We start from the raw sequence: 831 nt of genomic DNA on the forward strand, positions 1-831 counted from the left end.
ACCCAATATCCAACCAAGCCCGCTCGCTTCACCTAATTTATCAATTCAGCCAATAATAATAATCAATCATCTTCGATCCTTTCAAACTTACACCAACCAACATGCAGTCCAGCTTACTCATCACCCTTCTCGTTGCTACTAGCGCGGTCTTCGCCTTGCCAGCCGGACAACACCAACCCAGCGATTACGCTGCCTCAGACTACGACTCTGACTCCTATGCCCCACCAGAATCTTACTCTCCCCCAGCCCAACACCCTTCCTACGGTGGCAAGCCATCTCAACCTTTCCACTCAGCTCCTTATCACCCATCTCCCAGCATCCCGTCCCGTGGTCGTCCCGGCGAAGGATCCGGCATCGGTGGCATGTTCCCCGGCTTTGGCGGCATGGGTAACGGCTTCGGCATGATGCCCGGCTTTGGTGGTTTCGGCGGCTTTGGCGGTCTCTTCGGCATGATCCCCGGCTTTGGGGTTAACGCCGGTTTTGGTGCCAACCTAGGAACTGGTTTCGGAGCCAACGTAGGGGTCAACGCCGGACTTGGTGGCGGACTCGGTGGATTTGGTGGACTCGGCGCCAACGTAGGTGCCGACGTAGGCGTAGGAGCCGGTCTGGGAGGTGTCGGTGTGGGAGCTGGCGCGAATGTGGGCATCGGAGTGGGTGTTGGCGGTCCCCTTGGTGTTGGTGCTGGTGTTGACGCCTCAGCTGGTGTCGGCATTTAATACAGACATGCCTCCATCTCCCACAACCAACTTCATACGTGTATTCTACTAGCCTCTTACATGACACACACCATTCGTTACCCTCTTCACTTGCAATCCAAATCACTGAATCGCC

General features: G+C 56.0%; 1 protein-coding gene. It reads left to right on the forward strand.

Annotated elements, in window-relative coordinates; genetic code table 11:
• Positions 1-362: 362 nt before the first annotated feature.
• Complete coding sequence (locus IE219_RS32710; protein WP_189820557.1) at positions 363-716, forward strand: hypothetical protein; 354 nt, start codon at positions 363-365, stop codon at positions 714-716.
• The last annotated feature ends 115 nt before the right edge of the window (positions 717-831 follow it).

The organism is Streptomyces termitum, from assembly GCF_014650175.1.
In the GTDB taxonomy this organism is placed as follows: Bacteria; Actinomycetota; Actinomycetes; order Streptomycetales; family Streptomycetaceae; genus Streptomyces; species Streptomyces termitum.

What these genes read in the sequence shown, in the direction of transcription:
- IE219_RS32710 (WP_189820557.1), top strand. Translation starts at nt 363, where the DNA reads ATGTTCCCCGGCTTTGGCGGCATGGGTAACGGCTTCGGCATGATGCCC.